Below are 19,003 nucleotides of genomic sequence, written 5' to 3' on the forward strand. Positions count from 1 at the left end.
CTAGCGTAGGCTGCGTGATTCACGCTTGGAACCGATCCCGATCCGGTGCGCGTGATGGCGCCGGTCGACGATCCCGATCGCGTCCCCGACGTGCAGCGCGCGGTGTTGGCGGAGATCGAACGCGCGGTCGGCCGCGCCGTTGCTCCCGGCAAGCTCTCGCGCCCGGAATTCTATCGCGCGGCGGCGGCGAGCTTTGGCGTCGTGCAGGTCGGCGACAGCAGGGGTTATGGATGCTTCCTGATCCGGAAGGGCGTAATCAGCTAGGGCGATGCATCAGCCCTGACGGCCAGCCGATCCTGACGAGAAGACCGTCAGGTCCGTTGATGCCCACCTCATAGATCCCCCATTCGCGGTGACGCAGCACGCCACCGGGGTGGATGATCAGATCGTCCACGCGCGCGGCGATGGCCTCGACGTGGGGCGTGCGAATGAAGACGCCGAAGGGATTGTGCTCGGGCACGCGCCACGGGCCATTGCCGGCTCGTGTGAGATGCACCTCGCAGCCCCAACCGGTCATGATCACGTAGTCGGCGTCACCGCCCGCGCGCGCAAAGCCGAGGCGTTCCCAGAACGGAATCGCAGCGGCAAGGTCGTTGCTGGGAACGATGGCGAATGCGCCGACGGGCGGGGTTTCAGACATCCGCTCACTCCGGAACATGCAAATTTCACGCGCAGCCCTCATGCTGCGCAATGCGAGCTTATCGGGAGAAGCCAATGAGTCGAAGCGGCGAAAAGTCTCGCACCCGAATTTGAATGGCCTTCGGGCAAGCGACTGTCTATGGTCGATCCATGTCGCGCCTTATGTGTCTATCCATTGCTGTCGTCCTGTCGCTGCTGCCCGCCATCGCGTCTGCTGCGTCATCTCAAAAACGCCCCAAGCAGGCTTGGCATGGTTACGGCTTCCTGCCGGGCTATCGCCAGCCGCTGAGCAACAGCATTCCGCTCTACAAGCAGAAGGAGGCGATGCGGCGTATGTCGCGCAGCGACCGCCGCCACTGGTACATCGACCCGGTGCCCCAATATTACGGCTGGGATGGCGAATGGCGCTATTTCGGCCGGCCCGGCTTCGGCGGCGGCCGCTACAATGGCGGCAGTTTTGGGCCGTGCTGGACGCGGACGCCGATCGGCGCAGTCTGGAATTGCGGCTGATCGGCCTCGCGGAACGCTTCGCGCGATAGATTTCAATCGTAACCGAATCCGGTTCGGCTGAAACCGGGCTGTCTTTCCGGTGTCCTAGCTCTTGTCCGGACCTCGCGGTTTTGGATGGAGTTATTGGCATGAATGATCGGTTCAAGGATAAAGTCGTCATCGTTACGGGCGCCGGCAGCGGCATCGGCGCCGCAGCCGCAAGGCGCTTTCACGGCGAAGGCGCCATTGTCGTGCTGAACGGGCGCCGGGAGGTCAAGCTGGCTGAAGTCGCCGCCGAACTCGGCACCGATCGCTGCATGATCCGATCCGCCGACGTTTCGATCGCCGCAGATGTCGAGCGCCTGGTCGCCGACGTGGTCCTTCAATTCGGCAGGATCGACATTCTCGTCAACAATGCCGGGACGGGCGCACTGATCGATTTCCTGGGCTCGCCGGTCCAGCTGTGGCGAGATCTCTTCGCGGTCAATGTCGACGGTGTCCTCTACATGACGCGCGCCGCGCTTCCGCACCTGATCGAAAGCGGCGGCTCGATCGTCAACGTGTCGTCTCTCAGCGGGCTCGGCGGCGATCGGGGCTTGAGCTTCTACAACGCCACGAAGGGGGCCGTCAGCAATCTCACACGCAGCCTGGCGCTCGACTTTGGCCCGAGAGGCGTGCGCATCAATGCGGTGTGCCCATCATTGACCCTCACCGACCTGACGACGCCGATCATGGAGCAATATCCGGAATTGTTCGCGAAGCTGGTGGAACGTATCCCCCTGGGGCGCGGAGCCCGGTCCGAGGAAGTCGCGAGCGTCATCGCATTTCTCGCAAGCGACGACGCCAGCTTCGTGAATGGGGTGAACCTGCCAGTCGACGGCGGCGTCGACGCATCGACCGGGCAGGCCCCCTTCGCGTAGCGCGGCTAGGTTTGCGAGACCTCCCGTGCAGCAGCCTGGGTCCCGGCTCTGCGCCGCAACTGCCTACGCGTTGCAGCTTGTCCGGGACACGAGAGAGGGTGCGGTGATTCACCTTGTTCCGTCATTGCGAGCGCAGCGAAGCAATCCAGAATCTCTCCGCGGAAAGACTCTGGATTGCTTCGCTGCGCTCGCAATGACGATGTGGAGAGCGCGCGCCCCTTACGAGAAGAACGCGATCTTCTCGGCCTGGGTCATGCGGCGGATTGGCGCCATGGGGTCGTTGGCCGCCGCGCGGGGCTTTTGCAGGATGCCGCTGGCGAGGATGGTGGCGCCGAGCGAGGGCTCGGGCAAGGAGGCGGACAAGGGCGAGGGCATTGGAAGCGTCGCGGTCGGAGCTGTGCCGAATGTCGCGGCGGCCGCCATGGCCGGGGCCGGCTGCTCCATCACTTCGGCGGCGGCCTCCGCAATGGCGTCGGTGAGGCGCGCGAGCGAGTCCATCGCGATCGGCGCGTCTTCGGCGGGCTCCTCCGCGACTGCGGTGACGGCCGGCTCGGCTGCGACCGGCTCCGGAAGCTCTGCGGCAATCGGCGCTGCGACCTCCGCGGCCATCGGCTCCGGAATGGCCGCTTCCAGCTCGACCGGTTCGGTGATCTCGTCGAACTCCGGATCGGGTGCGGCCATTTCCAGCGCGATGGCATCGAGTATGGCTTCGTCCTCGGCTTCCGCGGCGGCGTCGAGCGAGACCCCGTCAGTCACCTCAGTGAAGGCGGCGGCCTCTGCGACCTCCTCTTCGGGGCCGACGTGATGGCCGGCGACGAGCTCCGGCTGGGGGGCGACGTCGATCGCGTCCTCGCCAACGGCGCGTGCTTCGGCGGCGCTGGCCGCTTCGACCGCTACCTCGGGCGCGGGAGTCGTTGCGATGTCCTGCGGCGCCTCCGTAAAAGCCACGGGTGCTTCGGTGGCCATCGCGGCCTCGACAAGCGCAGCCTCTGCGACGGGCGCTTCCTGCACCGGCGCAGGCGGGGGATGCACCGCCGCTTGCGGCGCTGTGTCGCCGTCACCATCAAGCTGCTCGACCCGATCCCTGAGCAGATCGAATGCGGCCTTGAGCTCGACGCGGGGGTCGATGGTCGATAGCTGTCCGCAAGCCGCCTCGATGGAGGCTAGCTGCGAATCAATGAGATCGCAGATTCGCCCGTCGGCGCCGATCTCGCGCCAGCGCCAGGAGATCTCCTTGATGATGCGCACGCCGCGCGGAATCGGCGCGAGGCTGGCCTCGATCGCCGCGGGATCGAAGGCGGCGATCGCGATGGTCTCGGCCTCGCGGATGGCGCGGCGGATCTCGACCAGCGCCTCGGGCAGGCGATCCTCGACGACCGGTAGTCGCTGTGCCGCAAGGGTTTCTTCGATTTTCGCGACCGCATCGAGCACCATGCGGGTATCCGCATTGCGGTTGCGCTTGGCATATTCGCCGAGGAACCAGCGGCCGCGCGCGGTCTCCATGAAGGCTTCGCGGATCGCGTCGTAATCCTGCTCGTTCGGCTCGGCCGCACGGGCAGACATAGGCGAGAGGGCGAATGCTTCGTTGGCCATGACAATCTCGTCGCGCAAATCACTACGCGTTACTGTAACGATCACCACGATATCGACCGAATCGCAATTGGTTTGATGGCAGGCGAATCACAAATCCCCACGCAAGCCGCCGTGAAGCGGCGATTCGCCGTGAGTCTTGCGCTGTTCTATTCGGCGGTCTTCGCGGTGTCGGGCACGCATCTGCCGTTCTTTCCGGTCTGGCTGAAGGCGATCGGCATCGACGCAAGCTGGATCGGCCTCATCAACGCGCTGCCGGCGATCACGCGCTTCACCACGCTGCCGCAGATCACCGCCCTTGCCGAAAGGCGACATGCCATTCGCGCCGGCATGATGGTGTCGGTGGTGGCAACCGCGATCGGGTTCACGGCGGTCGGCTTGCAGCAGCAGCCGCTGGCGCTGTTCCTGATCTATGCGCTCACCTGCATGATGTGGACGCCGACGACCCCGCTGACCGATGCCTATGCGTTGCGCGGCGTCGCCCGCTACGGGCTCGACTACGGACCGTTGCGGCTGTGGGGCTCGGCGGCCTTCGCCGCGGGCTCGCTCGCCTGCGGCTTTCTCGTCGACCACATCGCGGCGCGCGATCTGATCTGGATCATCGTCGCGTGGACCGTCGTTGCGGTCGCCGCCAGCCTGCTGCTGCAGCCGCTCGACGATGTCAGGCGAAGGACGACGGAGACGCATGCCGGCAAGGCCTTGCTGCGCGATGGCGGCTTCTGGGCCGTCATCGCGTCGGCCGCGCTGATCCAGGGCAGCCATGTCGCCTATTACACGTTCTCGGCCATCAACTGGCAGCTCCACGGCTTCGACGGGCTGACGATCGCGGGCCTCTGGACGCTGGGTGTGATCGCCGAGATCGTCGTGTTCGCACTGTCGCCGCGGTTCTCGCTGCATCCGTCCACGCTGATCGCGATCGGCGGCGTGAGCGCCGTGGTGCGCTGGATCGTCACCGCGCAGGAGCCGCCGCTGGCGCTGCTCGTGATCGTGCAGCTCGGCCACGGCCTCACCTTCGGCATGACCATCGTCGGCACCATGAACCTGCTGGTGCAGCGCGTGCCATCGCATCAGATCGCGCGGGGGCAGGGCTATTACGCCGCGTGCAACGGGCTGTTGGGTGCAGCGACATCGATCGCATCAGGTGCGATCTACGCCCGCATCGGCGACAGCTTGTACTACGTCATGGCCGCGATGGCCGCGGCCGGCGCGCTGGTGATCTGGTCGGCGCGGCATCGACTCAAGGCTCATCCCCAGAGCGAGGTATCAGGCGGATAGACCAGGCTGTCGTCGTAGCGCAGCCCGTGATCGCGATCGCGCGCGAGCAGCAGCGGGCCGTCGAGATCGACGAAGCGCGCCTGCGGCGTCACCAGCATTGCGGGGGCCATCGACAGCGAGGTCGCGACCATGCAGCCGATCATGACCTCGAAACCGAGCGCCTGCGCTGCATCGGCCATCGCGAGCGCCTCGGTGAGGCCGCCGGTCTTGTCGAGCTTGATGTTCACGGCGTCGTAGCGCTCTCGGAGCGGCGCCAGCGATTTGCGGTCATGCACGCTCTCGTCGGCGCAGACCGCGAGCGGCCGTTTGATCCGCGCCAGCGCGTCATCCTTCCCGGCCGGCAGCGGCTGCTCGACCAAGGTGACGCCGACGGCGTCGCAGGCGGCAAGATTCTGCTCCAGATTGGCCTCGGTCCAGGCCTCGTTAGCATCCACGATCAGTTCGGATTCGGGGGCGGCCTTCCGAACCGCCGCGATCCGCTCCGGATCGCCGTCGCCGCCGAGCTTGATCTTGAGCAATGGCCGGTGCGCGGCCCTGGCCGTCGCCGCCGCCATCGCCTCGGGGGTGCCCAACGAAATCGTGAAGGCGGTGGTGCGCTCGCCCGGCACCGGGCGGTCCAGCAGGTTCCAGGCCCGCAGGCCGGTCGCCTTGGCCTCGAGGTCGATCAGGGCGCAATCCAGCGCGTTACGGGCCGCTCCCGGCGGCATGGCGGCTTGCAGGGCCTCTCGCGAGAGGCCGCCCGCGACGGCCGCCTGCATGGCCTGGATGGCGGCTAGGGTTGCCTCGGGCGTCTCGCCATAGCGGGGATAAGGCACGCATTCGCCGCGGCCGGTGAGGCCGTTGCGGCTCACTTCGGCCACAACGGTCACGGCCTCGGTCTTGGCGCCCCGGCTGATGGTAAAACTGCCGGCGATGGGAAAGCGCTCGATTCGCGCGGCCAGGGCCGGAACTTTGCTGGAAGTCATTTTGAACTCTGGCGAAATCTGAACCTGCTAGTTACCTCTAGCAACTAACATTAACCAGTTGGGGATACCTTCTCTGGGTAAGGGCGTGTGCGCAACCATCTGATTCTACCCGTTTCTCGCGCCCCGGCACGGGAGCGGAGACCTTGAGCGGCGATCCGAAGCTGGAACGGATTGCCAAGGGCAATGCGCTGGCACTCTGCGCCACCGGAACCTGGACCGCGAGCTTCGCGCCGGTCCTGGAGCGGATGGTGGCTGACGCCGAAAAGCTTGCCGGCGGCTCGCAAAGCATCTTCATCGACGTCTCCGAGGTCGCCAAGCTCGACACCTTCGGCGCTTGGCTGATCGAACGGCTGCGCCGCAGCCTGACCCAGGGCGCTGTCGAGGCGCAGATCGCAGGGCTCTCCGCCAATTATTCGAGCCTCGTGGACGAGGTGCGGCGGGTCAGGGCGACGCCGGTCGTCGACAGCAGCGCGGTCACCATCACCGGCATGCTGGAGCAGATCGGCCGGGCCGTGGCCGGGGTCGCCGGCACGGTTGCGGGCCTCGTCGACATGCTCGGCGCGGTGCTCGCGGCGGGGTTTCGCGTCTTGATCCACCCGCGCTCGTTCCGCCTGACCTCGACCGTGCACCACATGGAGCAGGTCTGCTGGCGTGCGGTGCCGATCATCGTGCTGATCACGTTCCTGATCGGCTGCATCATCGCCCAGCAGGGCATTTTTCATTTCCGCAGATTCGGCGCCGACATCTTCGTCGTCGACATGCTCGGCGTGCTGGTGCTGCGCGAGATCGGCGTCCTCCTGGTCGCGATCATGGTCGCAGGTCGCTCGGGCAGCGCTTACACGGCCGAGCTCGGCTCGATGAAGATGCGCGAGGAGATCGACGCGCTGCGCACGATGGGTTTCGACCCGATTGAGGTCCTGGTGCTGCCGCGCATGCTGGCGCTGGTGCTGGCGCTGCCGATCCTCGCCTTCCTCGGCGCCATGGCCGCGCTTTATGGCGGCGGCCTCGTCGCCTGGCTCTATGGCGGCGTCGACCCCGAAGCCTTCCTGCTGCGCCTGCGCGACGCCATCTCGATCGACCATTTCATCGTCGGCATCGTGAAAGCACCGGTGATGGCGGCCGTGATCGGCATCGTCGCCTGCGTCGAGGGGCTGGCCGTGCAGGGCAGCGCGGAGTCGCTCGGACAGCACACCACGGCCTCCGTGGTGAAGGGCATCTTCTTCGTCATCGTCATGGACGGCGTGTTCGCCATCTTCTTCGCCTCGATCGGGATGTGACGATGGCGCAAGAATCTCAAGACGCGATTCAAGATCCGATCATCCGCGTTCGCGACATCACCGTGCAGTTCGGCGCGACGCGCGTGCTCGATGGCCTCAACCTCGACGTCAAGCGCGGCGAAATCCTCGGCTTCGTCGGCCCATCCGGTGCCGGCAAGTCGGTGCTGACGCGCACCATCATCGGCCTCGTGCCGAAGGTCGCGGGCTCCATCGAGGTGTTCGGCGTCGACCTCGATTCCTCCAGCACCTCGCAGCGCCGCAGCGTCGAGCGCCGCTGGGGCGTGCTGTTTCAGCAGGGCGCGCTGTTCTCCTCGTTGACCGTCAGGCAGAACATCCAGTTCCCGATGCGCGAATATCTCCGGGTCTCGCAGCGGCTGATGGACGAGATCACCCTGGCCAAGCTCACCATGGTCGGGCTCAAGCCGGAAGTCGCAGATCGCTTTCCCTCGGAACTTTCGGGCGGCATGATCAAGCGCGTGGCGCTGGCGCGCGCGCTGTCGCTCGATCCGGATCTCGTGTTCCTCGACGAGCCGACCTCGGGCCTCGATCCGATCGGCGCCGGCGATTTCGACGAGCTGGTCAGGACGCTCCAGCGTACTTTGGGCCTGACCGTTTTCATGGTAACGCACGACCTCGACAGCCTTTACACAGCCTGCGACCGCATCGCCGTTTTAGGGAACGGTAAGATCATTGCGGCAGGGTCGATCGCCGACATGCAGGCCTCGCAGCATCCCTGGCTGAGACAATATTTCCACGGCAAGCGCGCCCGTGCGGTGATGGGCTGAGGTGCCGGAGTAGCTGATGGAAACGCGGGCCAATTACGTACTGATCGGATCGTTCACGCTGGCGGTGATCGCCGCGGCGATCGGCTTCGTGCTGTGGTTCCAGTCGCTGCACACCACCAAGCAGCGCAGCCCCCTGCGCGTCGTGTTCGAGGGCCCGGCGGCGGGCCTGCGCAACGGCGGCAGTGTCAACTTCAACGGTATCCGGGTAGGTGAGGTGGTCTCGGTGAAGCTCGACAACCCGCGGCGGGTTGTCGCACTCGCCATGGTCGAGAACAACACACCGCTGCGCAAGGACACCCTGGTCGGCCTCGAATTCCAGGGCCTGACCGGCGTCGCCGCGATCTCGCTCAAGGGCGGCGAGGAGGCGGCGCCTCCGCCGCCGCTCGACGAGGACGGCATCCCGTCGCTGACGGCCGATCCCAACAAGCTCCAGGACGTCACCGAGGCGATCCGCGGCACGCTCCAGAACATCAACAAGATCGTCGCGGACAACCAGGAGTCGGTGAAGAACTCGCTGAAGAACCTCGAGACCTTCACCAACTCGCTCGCGCGCAACTCCGAGAAGATCGACGGCGTGATGGCCAAGGTCGACGGCGTCATGCACAAGGCCGACAGCCTCATGCTCGGCCTCAACACGCTCGCCGGCGGCAAGGATGGCGGCGAGCTGTTCCAGGCGGTGAAGTCGATCCGCGAGCTGGCCGATGACTTCGACAAGCGCTCCGGCGCATTGATGACCGACGGCCGCCGCACCCTCGGTGACATCAGCCGCGCCGTGAACAATTTCGATCGCAACCCGACCCGCGTGCTGTTCGGCGCCAGCAACAGCGCCCCGGCCGCCGCGCCGCCGCCCGCCGAGCCGCCGAGGCCGGCGCCAGCGAACGAGCGCAAGCGGCAGTAGGACTCGATGTGAATCGGTTACCGATCGCCGAAGCCGAAGTGACAAAAGGACCGATCAATGTCCGGTGGCGATCCGTTCGTGTTTCAAAGCGATCCATACGACGTCATCGACTCCGTCCTAGCGCCGTGGGCAAGAAAGCACGGCATACAAGTGGCTAAGCTGGACCGCGAATGCAATGTACGCTCGGTCTGGGTGTTCGACCGACTTGGCAATCGGCGCGCTCAAATGTGGCTTGACCTTCCGAATGCTCAAGGCGACGTGACCGTGATCGCTTCTGCGCTTGATCCCTCTAGCCCGACCAAATGGGGTCAGCGTGAAGAGCGTCGAGCAACCCTGTCGACGCTTGAATCTGTCTTGGAAGAACTGCGGCCAATGATATTCGATTGGAGTGGTCCGGGCGCATTCACCTAGTCTAGTCCACGCCTTTCTTCTCCGTCATTGCGAGCGAAGCGAAGCAACCCAGACTATCTCCGCGGGAACGGCCTGGATTGCTTCGTCGCAAGAGCTCCTCGCAATGACGGTGCTTGTAGGACGCAGTAATTCTCCAATAGGCGGCGAATTGTTCGCGCAGTGACGCCCCAAACAAAAACGGAGGCCGTGAGGCCTCCGTTTTCATTCGTTATTCGTTGTCGTTACGAGCCGCTTACCCCAGCCGACCCGCGGCGTGTGCGAGCAGGGTGTAGACCAGGCCCGTCTCCGAGGTCAGGTGGCTGCGCAGCTCCTGCGGACCACGGCCGTCGCGGGCGACTTCGTCGAGCAGACGCTCGAACTCGGCGACGTAGCGGTCGACCGTGCCCTTGAAGTTGCGGTCGGCGCGGTACTTGCGGGCGACCTCGTCAAAGGCCTTCTGGCCGGCGGGCGTGTAGAGGCGCTTGGTGAAGGCCTTGTTCTCGCCGCGCTGGTAGCGGTCCCACATCTCGGCGGCGAGGTTGCGGTCCATCAGGCGGCCGATGTCGAGCGACAGCGACTCCAGCGGATTGCTGCCACCCTGCGGAGCCTGTGGCTGCGGCGCGGGTGCCGCGCGGCCACGCGGGGCCTCACGTCCGGTCGGAGCACCCTGGTTGGCGTCCGTGCGGTTCAGGAGGTCCGACAGCCAGCCGTCGCGGCCCTGGTCGTTGCCCGCGGGTGCGACCGGCGGCGCTTCGGTGCGGCGCGAGGGGGCGGGCATGCCGAGGTCCGGCGGCGGCAGCGTCGAGGCGCTGCCGGTGTCGCGGCCGCGGGTCTCGGTGTTGCGCGTGCCGACGGCTGCCAGCAATGGCTCTTCCTGGCGCTGCACGCCGGTGCGGCCCGTCGTGGAGACGTCGAGGCCACGGCCATGCTGGGCCACGATGCGGTTGAGCTCGGCGAGGGCCTCGATCTGGTCGACGATCACCTTGCGCATCTGCGCAGTGCTCTCGGCGGCCTCCTGCGGCATCTCGAGCACGCCGCGGCGCAGCTCGTTGCGGGTGGCTTCGAGCTCGTTGTGCATCTCGAACGCCATCTGCTTCATGCTGGAGACGAGGTTGGTGAACTTCTCGGTCGACTGCTTGAACATCGTGTCCGCCTCGTCCGTGGTCTGGCGGTAGATGTCGTGCATGGCCTCGATGGTCTGGCGGTGCTCCTCCTCGGACGCCACGCGCACCGCCTCGAACTGGCGGGTGATCGCGGCGGAACCTGCGCCAGCGGTCTCCGCGACGACGCGGGCGATGTCGCGGGCACGCTCTTCGGCGGCGGCCAGCGATTCATCGAGCAGGCCGGTGAAGCGCGACAGACGCTGGTCGAGATCGGCCGTGCGCAGGTCGATGGTCGTGACGAGCGATTCCAGCGCCTGCTTGCGTTCGGCGAGGGAAGCGGTGGTGTTCTTGTTGCTCACCTCGACGACCTGCGCGGCCTCGACCAGCGCCTTGCCGTGCGCGTCGAACTGGGTCGACAGCTCGCCGAGGTCCTGCAGCGCCCGTGTGGTCTTCGTGTTGAAGACGTTGAGCTGGTCTTCCAGGTTCTGCGTCGCAGCGCCGTTGCGCGAGGTGACGTCGTTCATCGCCGAGACGAAGTCGGCGACGCGTGTCACCAGCGCCCGCTCGAGCGAGTTGAGGTTGTCGTGCGCACCGGTCAGCACCTCCTGGAGCAGGATGTTGCCTTCGCGCAGACGCTCGAACAGGGCCACCGTGTCGGTACGCAGGATCTTGCTGGTCTCCTGCATCTCGGTGACGGCCGCGATCGAGACCTGGCGCGACTGGTCGATCGCCGAGCGGGAAGCCTGCTCGAGGTCCTTGAGCGACTTGCCGACTGCGCCGGTGGCCATCTCGCTCGCCGCGTTGATGGTGCGGGCGACTTCGGAGCCGTTGCCCATCATCGTCTGCGAGAACGCATGGCCGCGCGTCTCGATCGACTTCAGCGCATCCGAGGTGACGCGGTCGATGTCGAGCGTGAGCTGGCTGGTCTTCGAGCCGATCGCGTCGACCAGCGCGCCGCGCTTGGCGTCGATCATGTTCGACAGACGGTCGGCCTGCTGCTGCACGTAGGTGACGATCTCGTCGGTCTTGCCGGTCATGGCCTGGCCGAAGCTGCTGCTGGCGGCGAGCACCGAACGCTCGACGTCGGACGAACTCGACTTGACGCGCGAGCTTGCCTCGTTGGAGGCGTTGATCAGCGCGTTCTGGGCGTTGAGCGCGCTGGTCTGGATGTCGTTGGTGGCGTTGGTCGTGGCCGTGCTCAATACGCGCTCGATCTCGGTCGAGATCGTGCGGATCTGGCTTGCGGCATCCGCCGACGTCGACGTCAGCGAGGTCTGCGCCTCACGCGCGCTGTTGAGGATGGTCGAGGCGGTGTCGGCGCCGACTGAGGTCAGCGTGCGCTCGATGTCCGTGGTCAGCGACTTGATCTGGCTTGCCGCATCCGTCGAGGCGGTGATCAGCGTGCCCTGGGCCTCGCGCACGCCGCTGGTGAGCGCCTCGATGGTGGCGCCGCCGGCGGTCGCCAGCGCGCGCTGCATCTCGGCCGCCAACGAACGGACCTGGCTGGTCTGTTCGGCCGAGACGGAGAGCAGGGTGCTCTGGGCGTCGCGGGCGCTGGTCGTGATCGTCTCGGCGGTCGACTGGCCGACCTGCGAGAGCGACCGATGCACTTCGACCGCGAGCGACTTGACCTGGGTCGCCGCATCCGAGGACGCGTTGACGAGCGTGGTCTGGGCTTCGCGGGCGCCGGTCATGATGGTCTCGGCCGTCGAGGTGCCGGCCATCGAGAGCGAGCGCTGCACGTCCGAGGACAGCGCCTTGATCTGGTTGGCGGTCTCGGTCGAGGCCGCGATCAGCGCGCTCTGCGCATCGCGGGCGCCGGCGGTGATCGATTCCGCCGTGGTGGCGCCCGCCAGCGACAGCGAACGCTGCACGTCGGCGGTGAGGGTCTTGACGTGGTTGGCCGCGTCCGAAGACGCCGTGACGAGCGTGGTCTGCACCTCGCGGGCGCCGGCCAGGATCGAGGCTGCGGTGGCAGAACCGGCCGCCGACAGCGTGCGTTCGACGTCGACCGCGAGCCCCTTGATCTGGTTGGAGGCATCGCCCGAGGCCGCGACCAGGGTCGACTGAGCCTCGCGGGCGCTGCTCAGGATGGAGTTCGCAGCACCGGTGCCGACTGCGGTCAGCGCGCGCTCGACCTCGGTGGAGGTCATCTTGAGCTGGGCGTTGACGTCGGAGGAGACCGTCATCAGCGACTGCTGGGCGGTACGCGCACCGGTCTGGATCGTTTCACTGGTGTTGACGACGAGGTTGGTGAGCGAGCGCTCGGCATCCTCGACATGCGAGCGGATCGCGGTCGAGATCATCTCGGCGCGGGACATCATGTCCTCGCTGGCCTGACGGCCGCTGCTCTCGATGCGGCCGGCGACGGCTTCGACACGCGAGCCGAGCAGGTCCTCGAACTGCGCCACGCGCACGTCGATGTCGTTGGCGACCGAGCCGACCTTGGTCTCGATGGCCTGGTGGATGTCCTGGAAGCGCGCCGTGACCGTGTCGGTCAGGTGCGTGCTGCGGCCGTCGATCATCTCGGCGACGCCGGTGATGCGGCGGTCGACCGCCTCGATCGCCTGCGCGGTGCCGTCCGTGAGCGTCGAGGTCAGGAGGGTGAGGCGCGTGTCGATCGACTGCACGGCCTGCGAGGCGCCGTTCGTCACCGCGGTCGTCAGATAGGTGAGGCGCGTATCGATGGATTCGAGCGCCTGCGAGGCGCCGCCCGAGAGCGTCGTCGTGAGGTGCGTCAGCCGCGTATCGATCGACTGGATGGTCTGCGATGCGCCATCGGTGAGCGAGGTCGCGAGATAGTTGAGGCGCGTATCGATCGTCTCGATGGCCTGCGATGCGCCGTCAGTGAGCGACGTCGTGAGGTGAGTGAGGCGGGAGTCGATCGACTGGATCGCCTGCGCGGCACCGTCGGTCAGCGACGAGGCGAGGGTGTTGAGGCGTCCGTCGATGGTTTCGGTCACCGACTTGGCGCGGGTGTCGAACGACTGTTCGAGCGCGGCGACGCGGCCGACGAGCTGGTCGTCGAAGGTCCTGATGTGGCCTTCGATCGTGCCGTCGAGGCTGACGATCTTGTCGTTCAGCGAGGCGTCGAGGTTGGTGACACGTTCGCCGACCGTGGTCTCGAACTGCACCAGGCGCTGGTCGAGCACGGCCGTGATCGCCCCGCCGTTCGAGGTGAAGCGGGTATCGAAATTGTCGACATAGGTCTTCAGGCTCTCGGCGATGTCCTGGGTGCGCTGGCCCATGCGATCGACGATATCACCGCCGAACGTCTTCACGGTGCGGTCGAACTCGGAGATGTGGCGGGTGATCAGCGCGCCGAGCGTGCCGGAGTCGCGGGCGAACCTCTCGACCAGCTCGGTGCCCTGGTTCTTCACCAGCTCGTCGAACGCGCTCATCTGCAGCGACAGCGAGTCGTGCGCGGTCTCGGTCTGGCTGACGACCTTGGCGACGAGCGTGTTGACGGTGGCGTCGAGCGCCTCGCTCGCCTTGTCGCCGGAGGTCATGATGTGGCCGGCGAGCCGGTTGCCGGCATCGTCGATCTTGGCGGAGAGGTCGTTGGAGCGCAGCTCGAGCTCGAGCAGCAGCGAGTCCGACGAATTCTTCAGGCTGTCATGCACCTGCTCGGTGCGCTCGGAGATGCCGTCGACGATGGCGGCGGAGCGCTGCTCGAACTCGCCGGTGATGCGGTCGATACGCTCGTTCAGCATCTCGTGGACGCGGTCGGCGAGGTCGACGAACTCGTCGTGGACGTGGCCGGTCTTGAAGTTGAGGCTGGTGGTCAGCCGCTCGCTGGCGTCGAGCACGGCGCGCGTGGTCTCGTTGCTGGCCTCCTCGAGGCGGTCGAGCAGGTCGCCGCCGCGCTCGCCGAGCGCGAGGATCATGTTATCGCCGGCATTGCTCAGTGCGCCGGTGATGTGGGCGCCGCGCTCTTCCAGCGCGCCGGTGATGCTCTTGGCGACCTCGTCGACGCGCGAGGCGATCGCGTCCGAGATCAGCGCGATGTCGTGGCGCAGATCGATCTGCACGCCGGAGATGGCGCTGCGGACCTGCTCGGCCTGGCCGACCAGATTGTCGCGCTGGTGCGCGATGTCCTGGAGCAGCGAGCGGATGCGCACTTCGTTGTCGGAATAGGCGCGCTCGAGCGCCGCAACCTCGTTGGCGACCAGCGTCTCGAGCTCGCCAGCGCGCGCGATGGCGCGCTCGATGCCGTCGCCCATCGCCGCGACCTCGCGGCGGATGGCCTGGCCGACGGTGACCATGGAATCGGACGCCGAGCCCTCGGGCTCGGAGAAGCGGATCGCGACCTGCGCCATCGCCTGCGCGATCATGCGCATTTCCTGGCCGCGCCAGACGAGGCTCGCCAGGAAGTAGAACAGCATGATCGGCGCGAAGAACATCGCGATCAGGCCGGCGATGACGAGCACGCCGCCGCTCTGGCCCATGGCGGCCTGGATCGAGGGCAGGAAGCCGACGGTGAGCGCGGCGCAGGCTGCGAGCCAGACGCCGGCGAAGATGGTGGCGAAGGTGTAGACGCTGCGGGCAGGGCGGCCCTTCTGAAGCGCCTGGAGCAACTGGCCGATGGTCTCGCGGTCGTCGTTGGCGGCACGGCGCGAGCTGCGCGGCTCCTCGATCGTATCGAACACGGTGGCGCGCTCGTTGGCGGCAGGACGCGGCTCGAAGGTCGGCTCGTCGAAGATCGGGGGAGCCGGCGGCCCCACCGGAGACGACGTTTCGTTGCGCATCGAGGCGTTGCGGCTGGTGTCCGCGGCCGTGTCGCTGATGTTCAGGGCTTCCTGGATCGCAGAAAGCGCAACTTCTGTCGGGTCTTTGACCTTTTTCGGAGTGTTCGCCATGTTCAGTCCGAGCCCTCGTTACTTGTACGCGTCCCCCCGCGAGCCCAGCGCGCTACGCAAGCCCACAGACCGGATCATGCCGCTTACGCGGATTCCCAGCCGTCCCCACCCGGACGGCTTGTCCGCCAATTTCCGCAACATCCTATTGGCAGAGCGTCGCGAATGAAATGCCCGGGATTAAGACAATCTTAATCATCGTTAACAGGATAGCGCCGTAACGCCTTAGCAATAAATGGAATTCTCCACTGGACTCGCCGGATTGCGGCAACTTTTCGTCAATAAACGGGCGGATTTGCGTAAAACGGCCCAAACACTTCGTTAACCATTTCCATGCTTCGGTGGGGGGAACTTGACCGCCGGATCGGCGGACATCGCGCGATGCCGGGGCCTGCGCCATGACGCCTGAACTGCAACGGATGGACTGGATGCCTTCGCCCCCGCTTGCACCCATCGACAGCCCGCTCGACCTCGATCACCTCTCGCGCATGACGCTCGGGGACACTGAGCTGGAACAGGAAGTGCTCGCGATGTTCGCCGAGCAGGCGGTCCGCCTGATCGCGGCGATGGCAGCACTGCCGGCCGAGGCCGGCGCACTCGCCCACAAGCTCAAGGGCTCGGCGCGCGGAATCGGCGCCTTTGCGGTGGCGGATGCCGCAGCCAGCCTGGAGACCGCGGTCCGGACCGGCCATGGCCAGCCCCACGCCTTCGCCGCGCTGAAAGAGGCGGTGACCGAGGCTCGCGCCGCCATCGAGGCGATCCTGAAGCCCTAGGGCGACAGGGCGAGAAACCGCGCTCTAGTCTTTTGTTTTGACGCGTTTTCTTCCCGCGAAGCGGGATTCACGTCGCTTCAAAACCCTATGGCGCCGGGCGGATCGACCCGTTATAGGACAGCCCGGACCCTCCTTCATTCGCAACATCGCGGCAGCACGAGCACACATGGCCAAGATTAACTTTGTCGACCACAAGGGCGAAACCCGTACGGTGGAAGTCGAGAACGGCGCGACCGTGATGGAAGCCGCCATCCGCAACAGCATTCCCGGCATCGAGGCCGAATGCGGCGGTGCCTGTGCCTGCGCAACCTGCCATGTCTATGTCGACGAAGCCTGGCGCGAGAAGGTCGGCAGCCCGACGCCGATGGAAGAGGACATGCTCGATTTCGGTTTCGACGTGCGCCCGAACTCGCGGCTGTCCTGCCAGATCAAGGTCTCCGACGAACTCGACGGGCTCGTCGTGGCGACGCCGGAACGGCAGGCCTGATCGTCCCTCACTATACTAGATGCTCGGCGGCGCGACCTCGATACCGCGCTTGTGCCAGGGTCTGAGCTTCTCGATGATCTCAGCGGTGAGCGGTGCAGGCCGCCGCGTCGCCTCGTCGAGCATGACGCCGACCGACATCGCCGATGCGATGCACTTTCCTTCCGAAAACACCACCTGTTCGAAGGTCACCGACGTCCGTCCCAGCTTGACCACGCCGAGGCCGAGCTCGATCGTGTTCGGCCAGTGCAGCTCGGCGCGGAAATGGATGTCGAGCCGCACCATGATCCAGGCGAGCCCGGCGGCGTCAGCCCGTATTCCGGGCTCTTCATCAGCGTGACACGGCCGGTCTCGAAATAAGTGGCGTAGACCGCGTTGTTGACGTGCTGGTTCGGATCGAGATCGCCGAAGCGGACATTGTCGCCGAGACGATAGGGATAGTCCTCCAGGCGCGGCGTCGTATCGAGGCGGCTTGGTGCGTTCACCGATTGATCTCCGTCATATCGCATCCCGTTACAGCCCAGTTATCCTGACCCGGCAAGTGGGCGCGGCCGCGGGGTGCTCCCTCTTTTATGCCTTCCCTGATCCATCCCCGTTGGCTAGACAGGCAGGGTCACTTCTGCCCCCGGGCGGCGTCCAACCGATAACGATCGATAAAGAGACGACATGAGCGACGTGATCAAAACCGATGTGCTGATTATTGGCGCCGGCCCCTGTGGTCTGTTCGCCGCCTTCGAGCTTGGCCTTCTCGACATGAAGGCGCATTTCATCGATATCCTCGACAAGGTCGGCGGCCAGTGCGCCGAACTCTATCCGGAAAAGCCGATCTACGACATTCCCGGCATTCCGCACATTTCGGGGCACGGCCTCACCGACGCGCTGATGGAGCAGATCAAGCCGTTCCATCCGACCTTCCATCTCGGCGAGATGGTGGAGACGGTGGAGAAGATCGGCGATCCCTTGTTTCGCTGCACCACCGACGCGGGCAAGGTGTTCGAATGCAAGGTGGTGGTGATCGCGGCCGGCGGCGGCTCGTTCCAGCCCAAGCGTCCGCCGGTGCCGGGCATCGAGGCCTATGAAGGCACGTCGGTGCACTACGCCGTGCGCAAGATGGAGACGTTCCGCGACAAGAGCGTTCTGATCGTCGGCGGCGGCGATTCCGCGCTCGATTGGACGCTCAATCTGCATCCGCTCGCCAAGCGCATCACGCTGCTGCACCGGCGCGACGATTTTCGCGCCGCGCCCCACAGCGTCGAGCAGATGCGCGCGCTGGTGGCCGACGGAAAGATGGATCTGCGACTCGGGCAGGTCACCGCGCTGTCCGGCACCGAGGGCAAGCTGACCGGCGCCACCGTCAAGGGCAACGACAACAGCGTGAGCGAAATTTCCTGCGATACCATGCTGCCGTTCTTCGGGCTGACCATGAAGCTCGGTCCGGTCGCGAACTGGGGCATCGCGCTGGAGAACAATCTGGTGCCGGTCGAGACGTCCGCGTTCGAGACCAACGTATCCGGCATCTTCGCCATCGGCGACATCAACACCTACCCCGGCAAGATCAAGCTGATCCTGTGCGGCTTCCACGAGGGCGCGCTGATGTCGCAAAAAGCCCATCGCTACGTCTATCCGGAGAAGCGGCTCGTGTTCCAGTACACGACCTCGTCCTCCAGTCTGCAAAAGAAGCTCGGTGTCAACTGACGGCACCGGGTTCGGCAGGCCATGCCCCATGTTTCTGGCGCTGGAACCGTTCGCGAAATCGCCGTAGTCTGCGGCCATTGCAGTGGCGGCTTAGCAAGGTGATCATAATGCGGACTCTCTTTTCCAGCTTTCGGCTGCTCTCGCTCCTCGCGCTCGCTGTTGCGCTGACGCTTGGCGCGGTTGGGCCGGTAGCCGCACAGGCGCAGCAGCCAACCGCCGCGGGTCTTTGGCAGAAGATCGAGGACGGCAAGACGGTGGGATGGTTTCTCTTCGTCGACCACAACGGCATCTTCGAAGGCGTGATCGCAAAAACCTTTCCGCGCCCCGGCGACGACCCGAATGAGGTCTGTGCGAAATGCACGGACGATCGCAAGAACGCGCCGGTGCTCGGGCTCTCCTTCATCCGCGACATGAAGCGCGACGGCTTGAAGTATGACGGCGGCAACGTGGTCAATCCGCGCGACGGCAACATCTGGAAGGCCAAGATGTCGGTCAGCGCGGACGGGCAGACGCTGACCATGCGCGGCTTCCTCGGCATTTCCCTGTTCGGCAAGGACGAGACCTGGACGCGTCTTCCCGACGCCTACATCGCCCAGGTCGATCCTGCCATCGTCGCCAAATATCTTCCGGCACAGGCGACCGCCGCGACGACGAAGCCGGCGCCCGCGCCGGCAGCGAAGAAGGGCGGCGCGATGATGGCGCCGACGCCGAAGCAGTAGGTCGCCTCCGTATCCTCGCACTGTCTCTGGAATACTGGATCGCCCGATCAAGTGTTCAGCCCGGGGACATGACCGACGGGTGTTCGGGGACATAGCCGACACTTTTTCCGCTCGCCAAGTCGATGATAGCGACTTGGTGGGCGGC

Annotated in this window: 16 protein-coding genes and 1 pseudogene; 12 read left to right on the forward strand and 5 right to left on the reverse strand. The window is 65.8% G+C overall.

Going from position 1 to position 19,003, the window contains the following annotated elements:
* Positions 1 to 54: 54 nt before the first annotated feature.
* Positions 55 to 264 carry an RbsD/FucU domain-containing protein gene (locus tag ABIB95_RS41785; RefSeq protein ID WP_354120701.1) on the forward strand — a complete coding sequence of 70 codons (210 nt, stop codon included), beginning with the start codon at positions 55 to 57 and terminating at the stop codon, positions 262 to 264.
* Here ABIB95_RS41785 and ABIB95_RS41790 read toward each other — a convergent pair.
* Positions 257 to 640, reverse strand: a complete 384-nt coding sequence (locus tag ABIB95_RS41790) for a VOC family protein (protein WP_354248511.1) — start codon at positions 638 to 640, stop codon at positions 257 to 259. The genes ABIB95_RS41785 and ABIB95_RS41790 overlap by 8 nt on opposite strands.
* 149 nt (positions 641 to 789) lie before the next feature.
* Here ABIB95_RS41790 and ABIB95_RS41795 point away from each other — a divergent pair, with 149 nt between their 5' ends.
* Positions 790 to 1,149, forward strand: coding sequence for a hypothetical protein (locus tag ABIB95_RS41795; protein WP_071912117.1), 360 nt, complete (start codon positions 790 to 792; stop codon positions 1,147 to 1,149).
* A 128-nt stretch (positions 1,150 to 1,277) separates the two neighbouring features.
* Complete coding sequence (budC, locus tag ABIB95_RS41800) at positions 1,278 to 2,048, forward strand: meso-2,3-butanediol dehydrogenase (protein ID WP_354248514.1); 771 nt, start codon at positions 1,278 to 1,280, stop codon at positions 2,046 to 2,048.
* A gap of 219 nt (positions 2,049 to 2,267) precedes the next feature.
* Here the strand turns inward: budC and ABIB95_RS41805 are convergent, their stop codons facing one another.
* Positions 2,268 to 3,641 carry a hypothetical protein gene (locus ABIB95_RS41805; protein ID WP_354248516.1) on the reverse strand — a complete coding sequence of 458 codons (1,374 nt, stop codon included), beginning with the start codon at positions 3,639 to 3,641 and terminating at the stop codon, positions 2,268 to 2,270.
* A 75-nt stretch (positions 3,642 to 3,716) separates the two neighbouring features.
* Here ABIB95_RS41805 and ABIB95_RS41810 point away from each other — a divergent pair, with 75 nt between their 5' ends.
* Positions 3,717 to 4,913 carry an MFS transporter gene (locus ABIB95_RS41810; RefSeq protein ID WP_354248518.1) on the forward strand — a complete coding sequence of 399 codons (1,197 nt, stop codon included), beginning with the start codon at positions 3,717 to 3,719 and terminating at the stop codon, positions 4,911 to 4,913.
* Here ABIB95_RS41810 and dgcA read toward each other — a convergent pair.
* Complete coding sequence (gene dgcA / locus ABIB95_RS41815) at positions 4,883 to 5,878, reverse strand: N-acetyl-D-Glu racemase DgcA (protein ID WP_354248520.1); 996 nt, start codon at positions 5,876 to 5,878, stop codon at positions 4,883 to 4,885. The two genes, ABIB95_RS41810 and dgcA, sit on opposite strands and share 31 nt — an antisense overlap.
* A gap of 143 nt (positions 5,879 to 6,021) precedes the next feature.
* Between dgcA and ABIB95_RS41820 the strand changes: the two genes are divergently transcribed.
* Genes ABIB95_RS41820 through ABIB95_RS41835 form a run of 4 tightly spaced genes read left to right on the forward strand, consistent with a single transcriptional unit; the run spans position 6,022 to position 9,249 of the window.
* Positions 6,022 to 7,155, forward strand: coding sequence for an MlaE family ABC transporter permease (locus tag ABIB95_RS41820; RefSeq protein WP_038944308.1), 1,134 nt, complete (start codon positions 6,022 to 6,024; stop codon positions 7,153 to 7,155).
* A gap of 2 nt (positions 7,156 to 7,157) precedes the next feature.
* Positions 7,158 to 7,940, forward strand: coding sequence for an ABC transporter ATP-binding protein (locus ABIB95_RS41825; protein WP_354248523.1), 783 nt, complete (start codon positions 7,158 to 7,160; stop codon positions 7,938 to 7,940).
* 16 nt (positions 7,941 to 7,956) lie between these two features.
* Positions 7,957 to 8,838 (forward strand): MlaD family protein, encoded by an 882-nt coding sequence (locus ABIB95_RS41830; RefSeq protein ID WP_354248525.1) that lies wholly within the window; start codon positions 7,957 to 7,959, stop codon positions 8,836 to 8,838.
* A gap of 57 nt (positions 8,839 to 8,895) precedes the next feature.
* Positions 8,896 to 9,249: a hypothetical protein gene (locus ABIB95_RS41835; protein ID WP_354248527.1), complete on the forward strand. Its 354-nt coding sequence runs from the start codon at positions 8,896 to 8,898 to the stop codon at positions 9,247 to 9,249.
* A gap of 232 nt (positions 9,250 to 9,481) precedes the next feature.
* On the opposite strand, the gene ABIB95_RS41840 is transcribed toward ABIB95_RS41835, so the two are convergent.
* The gene (locus ABIB95_RS41840) at positions 9,482 to 15,190 is read right to left on the reverse strand and encodes an apolipoprotein A-IV repeat region-like domain-containing protein (protein ID WP_354248529.1); all 5,709 of its coding nucleotides are present in this window, start codon (positions 15,188 to 15,190) and stop codon (positions 9,482 to 9,484) included.
* A 395-nt stretch (positions 15,191 to 15,585) separates the two neighbouring features.
* Here ABIB95_RS41840 and ABIB95_RS41845 point away from each other — a divergent pair, with 395 nt between their 5' ends.
* Together ABIB95_RS41845 and ABIB95_RS41850 are read left to right on the forward strand one after the other, a co-directional pair.
* Positions 15,586 to 15,960 (forward strand): Hpt domain-containing protein, encoded by a 375-nt coding sequence (locus ABIB95_RS41845; RefSeq protein WP_354248531.1) that lies wholly within the window; start codon positions 15,586 to 15,588, stop codon positions 15,958 to 15,960.
* A gap of 166 nt (positions 15,961 to 16,126) precedes the next feature.
* Positions 16,127 to 16,447: a 2Fe-2S iron-sulfur cluster-binding protein gene (locus ABIB95_RS41850; protein WP_014493954.1), complete on the forward strand. Its 321-nt coding sequence runs from the start codon at positions 16,127 to 16,129 to the stop codon at positions 16,445 to 16,447.
* Between the two features lie 15 nt (positions 16,448 to 16,462).
* Here ABIB95_RS41850 and ABIB95_RS41855 read toward each other — a convergent pair.
* Positions 16,463 to 16,929, reverse strand: a pseudogene (locus tag ABIB95_RS41855) (acyl-CoA thioesterase).
* Between the two features lie 181 nt (positions 16,930 to 17,110).
* Between ABIB95_RS41855 and ABIB95_RS41860 the strand changes: the two are divergent.
* Together ABIB95_RS41860 and ABIB95_RS41865 are read left to right on the forward strand one after the other, a co-directional pair.
* Positions 17,111 to 18,139 (forward strand): NAD(P)/FAD-dependent oxidoreductase, encoded by a 1,029-nt coding sequence (locus tag ABIB95_RS41860; RefSeq protein ID WP_354114896.1) that lies wholly within the window; start codon positions 17,111 to 17,113, stop codon positions 18,137 to 18,139.
* A 107-nt stretch (positions 18,140 to 18,246) separates the two neighbouring features.
* Entirely contained in the window at positions 18,247 to 18,858 is a 612-nt protein-coding gene (locus ABIB95_RS41865) for a DUF2147 domain-containing protein (RefSeq protein WP_354248533.1), read from the forward strand.
* Positions 18,859 to 19,003 lie beyond the last annotated feature (145 nt).

Source organism: Bradyrhizobium sp. LA2.1 (assembly GCF_040547725.1).
Taxonomy (GTDB): Bacteria; Pseudomonadota; Alphaproteobacteria; order Rhizobiales; family Xanthobacteraceae; genus Bradyrhizobium; species Bradyrhizobium barranii.